This window comes from Spirillospora sp. NPDC049652 (assembly GCF_040675125.1).
Lineage (GTDB): Bacteria > Actinomycetota > Actinomycetes > Streptosporangiales > Streptosporangiaceae > Spirillospora.
Genome location: NZ_JBFAOF010000490.1, coordinates 1 through 5,344 on the forward strand (window position 1 = coordinate 1; position 5,344 = coordinate 5,344).

Consider the following 5,344-nt stretch of genomic DNA (forward strand, 5'->3'; position numbering starts at 1 on the left):
CGCGGACGAGCCGTTCGGCTCGCTGCGCGGCCGTCCGCTGACGGTGACGGCGGACGACGGCGTGCCGCTGCACGTGGAGGTGGACGGCCCGGACGACGCGGCCCTGACCGTGGTGTTCTGCCACGGCTACACCCTCAACCAGGACTCCTGGCACTACCAGCGCCGCGACCTGGCCCGCCGGACGGCGGACGGGGAGCGGCTGCGCATGGTCTTCTGGGACCAGCGCAGCCACGGCCGGTCCGGGCGCGGCCCGCTGGAGCACGCGACCATCGACCAGACCGGCTCCGACCTCTACGAGGTGCTGCGCGCGACGGTCCGTCCGGGCGCGCCGGTGGTGCTGGCCGGGCACTCCATGGGCGGCATGTCGATCATGGCGCTGGCGGACCGGCATCCCGAGCTGTTCGACGGCGGCGCGGACGCGCTGTGCCGCGTGCACGGGGTCATGCTGGTCAACACCTCCTGCGGCGACCTGGCCGAGATGACCCTCGGGCTGCCGCTGGCGCTGGTGAAGGTCGTCCGGCCGATCGCGCCGAGTGCGCTGCGCGGCCTCGGCCGGCAGGCCAGGATGGTGGACCGGGCCCGCGCCCTCGGCGCGGACCTGGCGTTCGTGGTCACGCGGCGGATGGCGTTCGCCGACAAGCGGGTCAGCCCGACCGTGGTGGACTTCCTGGAGCAGATGATCCGGGCCACCCCGATCGACGTGATCGCCGAGTTCTACCCGGAGCTGGTCGGGCACGACAAGGCGGCGGCGCTGGAGACCGTCGGGCGGGTGCCGGTGCTGGTGCTGGTGGGCGGCCGCGACCGGCTGACCCCGGCCGCGCACGGCCGGCGGATCGCCGAGGCGCTGCCGGACGCCGAGCTCGTCGAGGTCGACCGGGCGGGCCACGTGCTGCCGCTGGAGTATCCCGGCGTGGTGACCGGCTCGCTGCGCCGGCTGGTCGACCGGGCGCTGCCCGGGCTGGAGGAGGAGCGGGGCGCATGACGAGCGAGGAGAGGACGACCGTGATCGAGGTGCCGACGGCCGAGGACATGCGGGTGCTGGGCGTCCGGCTGGCCGGGCTGCTGCGCGCCGGCGACCTGCTGGTGCTGACCGGTGACCTGGGCGCGGGCAAGACGACGCTGACCCAGGGCATCGGCGAGGGCCTGAAGATCCGCGGGCCGGTGACCTCGCCGACCTTCGTGATCGCGCGGGTGCACCCGTCGCTGGCCGGCGGGCCGTCCCTGGTGCACGTGGACGCCTACCGGCTGGGCGGCTTCGCCGAGCTGGACGACCTCGACCTGGACGCGTCGCTGGCCGAGTCGGTGACGATCGTCGAGTGGGGCGAGGGCCTCGCCGAGGGACTGGCCGAGGACCGGCTGGAGGTCACCATCTCGCGCGGCCCCGCCGGGGCGTCCGAGCGGCGCGCCGTGAAGATCAACGGAGTGGGCGCCCGCTGGTCCGCCGTTCTCGATGATCTTGCCTGGTCGGACGGCCCGCGACCGAGGTAAGTGGAACGCGACCGCCGCGCCGGTCCATGTCGTACTCTGTGCCGGACGAACCCGACATTTTGGATTCCTGATCGGGAGTGGATCCGGTGAGTGGCAGCCATCGCAGCGGTGGTCACCGCGCCTCGCGCAGCGGCGAGTACCGCTCGTTCAGCGGCGAGACCCGGGGCGGGCTCCGCCCCGGCGAAGACCGCCTCGGCGAGTACGGCGGACTCCCGAGCGATCCCGGAACCCGCTCCGGCGAATACGGGTCCTCCAGCGGCGCGTACGGCCCGCAAGCCTCCGCCGGTGGCGCATACGGCCCCCGAAGCGGTGAACATGCCCTCCGCAGCGGAGATCACGGTTCCCGCAGCGCTGAATACCCGTCCCGCAGCGCTGAATACGCGTCCCGCAGTGCTGAATACCCGTCCCGCAGCGCCGAATACGCGTCCCGCAGTGGTGAATACGGTCCTCGCAGCGGTGAGTACCGGGCGCGCAGCGGCAGCCACCGGGTCGTCCGGGAACGCCGGCGCGGCAGGCGGCTCCTGGCCGTGCTGCTCGGGCTCGCCGCCGGGGCCGGAGCCTGCGTGCTCGCCGCGGTAGTGATCATCAACGGGTTCGGCGGACGCGACCGGCACACGTCCGGGCAGGTCGTCGGGAGCACGGCGGGCACCCCGGCCCCCAAGGCGGAGAAGACGGCCGTCCCGGACGCCTGCACCCTTCTGGACGCCAAGGTCGCCGACCGGCTCGCGCCGCACGCCGAGCGCGGGCCCGCCGACAACTACGCCTCCAACGACCGGCAGAACCAGTGCGTCTGGGGCGTCTACAGCGGCCGCAACCAGCGGCAGCTCAGCGTCGAGACGCGCGCGATCGCCGGGACGCAGGCGCAGAGCCCGACCGACGCGGCCCGCGCCGCGTTCGTGTCCGAGCGGACGGCCGACGAGTCCGGCAAGGCGCTGCTCGGCGGCCAGCGGATCACCGACAAGGTCCGCCTGAAGGGGCTCGGCGACGAGGCGTACGCCGTCTACAGCGTGGACGAGGACCAGGGGTCCGGCGCGGCCGTCGCGAACGTCCGGATGGCGAACGTGCTGGTCACCGTGCACTACTCCGGTTCGCAGGGCAGCGACCCGATCGCCACCGACGACGCCCTCGCCGGCGCGCAGGACGCGGCCCGCAGCGTCCTCACGGCCCTCGCCCAGAGCTGACCGCCCGCCCCGGAGAGCCGCTCCGGAGGGTCCGGCCGCCCGCACCCGGAGGGCCGCGAAAGCGCCGCGCGGCGGGGAATCAGCGTGAGCACGGGCCGCACTCGACTACCCTTACGGTCCGTGCTGGTCCTGGCTTTCGACACCGCTACCGCCGCCGTCACCGTCGCACTGACCGAGTGGACGCCGGGGGACAGCGCACGCCCCCGCGCCGCCGTGGAGGCCACGTACGCGCGCAAGCACACCGAGGTGCTGACCCCGGAGATCGCCCGGGTCCTCGGTGAGGCGGGCGCGACGCCGGCCGACCTGTCCGCGATCGTCGTGGGCGTCGGCCCCGGCCCCTACACCGGCCTGCGCGTCGGCCTCGTCACGGCCCACGCGATGGGCCGGGCGCTCGGCGTGCCCGTCCACGGCGTCTGCACGCTGGACGCGATCGCCTGGGAGTCCCGCCGCGAGGAGCCCTTCGTCGTCGCCACCGACGCCCGCCGCCGCGAGGTGTACTGGGCGCGCTACGACTCCTACGGCAGGCGCGTGACCGAGCCGGCCGTCGGCTCCGCCGCCGCCGTCCGCGAGGACGCCCCCGACCTGCCCGTCATCGGGGAGGGCGCCGGGCTCTACGCGGAGGTCCTCGGCGACGCCGGAGGCCCGCTGGCGCCGTCCGCGGTCGCGCTCGCCGACCTCGCCGTCGAGCGCCTGTCCGGGCGCCCCGGCCCCGCCCTGCTCCCGCCCGAGCCGCTCTACCTGCGCCGTCCCGACGCCAAGGAGCCCGGCCCGCGCAAGAAGGTGTCCCAGTGAGCACCGCGCTGCGCGGCATGACGGCGGCCGACCTGCCCGCCGTCCACGCCCTGGAGCAGGCCCTGTTCCCCGAGGACGCGTGGAGCGAGCAGATGCTCCGCGACGAGCTGGCCGACCAGCCGCGCACCCGGCACTACGTCGTCGCCGAGGACGCCGGCGAGATCATCGGCTACGCCGGGCTCGCCGCCGCGGCCGACCAGGCCGACGTGCAGACCATCGGCGTGCGCGCCGACCGGCGCGGCTCCGGCGTCGGCGCGGCGCTGCTCACCGAGCTGCTGGACGAGGCGTCCCGGCGCGGCAGCGCGCAGGTGTTCCTGGAGGTCCGCGCCGACAACGAGCCGGCGCGGCGGCTCTACGAGCGGTTCGGGTTCGTCCGCGTGGGGCTGCGCAGGCGCTACTACCAGCCCTCCGGCGTGGACGCGGTCGTGATGTGCCGCGAGACCCGCGCCGTGAAGGGCCCGGTCGGCTTCACCAGGGAGGAAGCATGATCCGCGACTCCGAGCCGCTGGTGCTCGGGATCGAGACGTCCTGCGACGAGACCGGGGTCGGGATCGTCCGCGGGCACACGCTGCTGGCCGACTCGATCGCCTCCAGCGTCGAGCAGCACGCCCGGTTCGGCGGCGTGGTGCCCGAGGTCGCCTCGCGGGCGCACCTGGAGGCGATGACCCCGACCATCGAGCGGGCGCTCGCCGAGGCCGGGGTGGCCTTCACCGACATCGACGCGTTCGCGGTCACGGCCGGGCCGGGCCTGCCGGGCGCGCTGATGGTCGGCGTCGCGGCCGCCAAGGCGTACGCGCTGTCGCTCGGCAAGCCGCTGTACGGCGTGAACCACCTCGCCGCGCACGTCTGCGTCGACCAGCTCGAACACGGGCCGCTGCCCAAGCCGTGCGTGGCGATGCTGGTGTCCGGCGGGCACTCGTCGCTGCTGCTCGTCCCGGACGTGGCGTCCGACGTGCGGTCGCTCGGCTCGACCGTGGACGACGCGGCGGGGGAGGCGTTCGACAAGGTCGCCCGGGTGCTGGACCTCGGCTTCCCCGGCGGCCCGGTGATCGACCGGATGGCCCGCGAGGGCGACCCGGCGGCGATCGCGTTCCCGCGCGGCAAGTACGCCGACGGCACCTACGACTTCTCGTTCTCCGGCCTGAAGACGGCCGTGGCGCGCTGGGTCGAGGCGAAGGAGCGCGCCGGTGAGCCGGTCCCGGTCGCCGACGTCGCCGCCTCCTTCCAGGAGGCCGTGGTGGACGTGCTGACCCACAAGGCCCTCAAGGTCTGCAAGGACAACGGCGTCAACGACCTGCTCATCGGCGGCGGCGTCGCGGCGAACTCGCGGCTGCGCGCGCTCGCGCAGGAGCGCTGCGACCGCGCCGGGGTCCGGCTGCGGGTGCCGCGGCCGAAGCTGTGCACCGACAACGGCGCGATGGTCGCCGCGCTCGGCTCCGAGCTGGTCGCGAGCGGGCTCACCCCGTCCGACCTGGAGCTGCCCGCCGACTCCAGCCTCCCGATCGAGACCGTCCTGCTCTGATCGGGACGGTCCTGCCCTCTGACCCCGCGAGGGCCGGTCAGAGCAGGGTGGCGAGGTACTCCTCGGCGCGGGCCGCGTCCCGTTCGGACAGGACGCGGCCGGGCTCCTCGGGCAGCAGGTCGAGCAGGCAGCGCAGGTCCCAGTACGGGTCCTGGTCGTGGCCGCCCGCGACCTGGTCGAAGCACTCCCGGAAGCGGTCGGCCACGGGCACGCCGTAGCGCAGCGCGAGCCGCAGCCGCATTTGCCCGACGTCCACGCCGGCCGGGCCGGACGACGCGTCCGACCAGTCCACGACGCCGGTGAGGCGGCCGCGCGACCAGAGGGTGTTGTCCGGGTGGTAGTCGCGGTGGACGAACCGGGA

The 5,344-nt window shown here is 74.8% G+C and carries 7 protein-coding genes; 6 read left to right on the forward strand and 1 reads right to left on the reverse strand.

All coding sequences use genetic code 11. The features are described 5' to 3' along the window. From AB0J52_RS25930 to tsaD, 6 genes are all read left to right on the forward strand, one after another. Positions 1-982: alpha/beta fold hydrolase (locus AB0J52_RS25930; RefSeq protein WP_500184866.1), on the forward strand; the 982-nt coding region annotated here is incomplete at its 5' end. Then, a complete protein-coding gene (tsaE, locus tag AB0J52_RS25935; protein ID WP_500184868.1) occupies positions 979-1,488 on the forward strand; it encodes a tRNA (adenosine(37)-N6)-threonylcarbamoyltransferase complex ATPase subunit type 1 TsaE in 510 nt (169 codons plus the stop codon). The genes AB0J52_RS25930 and tsaE, both read left to right, overlap by 4 nt. An 86-nt stretch (positions 1,489-1,574) precedes the next feature. Next, complete coding sequence (locus AB0J52_RS25940) at positions 1,575-2,669, forward strand: hypothetical protein (protein WP_500184870.1); 1,095 nt, start codon at positions 1,575-1,577, stop codon at positions 2,667-2,669. Positions 2,670-2,789: 120 nt separating this feature from the next. After that, the gene (gene tsaB / locus AB0J52_RS25945) at positions 2,790-3,461 is read left to right on the forward strand and encodes a tRNA (adenosine(37)-N6)-threonylcarbamoyltransferase complex dimerization subunit type 1 TsaB (protein ID WP_500184871.1); all 672 of its coding nucleotides are present in this window, start codon (positions 2,790-2,792) and stop codon (positions 3,459-3,461) included. Between the two features lie 17 nt (positions 3,462-3,478). Continuing rightward, on the forward strand, positions 3,479-3,949 hold the full coding sequence (gene rimI, locus AB0J52_RS25950) for a ribosomal protein S18-alanine N-acetyltransferase (RefSeq protein ID WP_500184874.1): 471 nt from the start codon (positions 3,479-3,481) through the stop codon (positions 3,947-3,949). Next, on the forward strand, positions 3,946-4,983 hold the full coding sequence (gene tsaD, locus AB0J52_RS25955) for a tRNA (adenosine(37)-N6)-threonylcarbamoyltransferase complex transferase subunit TsaD (protein WP_500184872.1): 1,038 nt from the start codon (positions 3,946-3,948) through the stop codon (positions 4,981-4,983). Before rimI ends, tsaD begins: the two co-directional genes overlap by 4 nt. A gap of 37 nt (positions 4,984-5,020) precedes the next feature. On the opposite strand, the gene AB0J52_RS25960 is transcribed toward tsaD, so the two are convergent. Further along, positions 5,021-5,344 (reverse strand): phosphotransferase family protein (locus AB0J52_RS25960; RefSeq protein WP_500184873.1); only part of this gene is annotated, 324 nt, incomplete at its 5' end.

Excerpts from the sequence above, each read along its gene's own strand:
- tsaE (WP_500184868.1), top strand. The coding sequence starts at position 979 with ATGACGAGCGAGGAGAGGACGACCGTGATCGAGGTGCCGACGGCCGAG.
- rimI (WP_500184874.1), top strand. The coding sequence starts at position 3,479 with ATGACGGCGGCCGACCTGCCCGCCGTCCACGCCCTGGAGCAGGCCCTG.
- tsaD (WP_500184872.1), top strand. The coding sequence starts at position 3,946 with ATGATCCGCGACTCCGAGCCGCTGGTGCTCGGGATCGAGACGTCCTGC.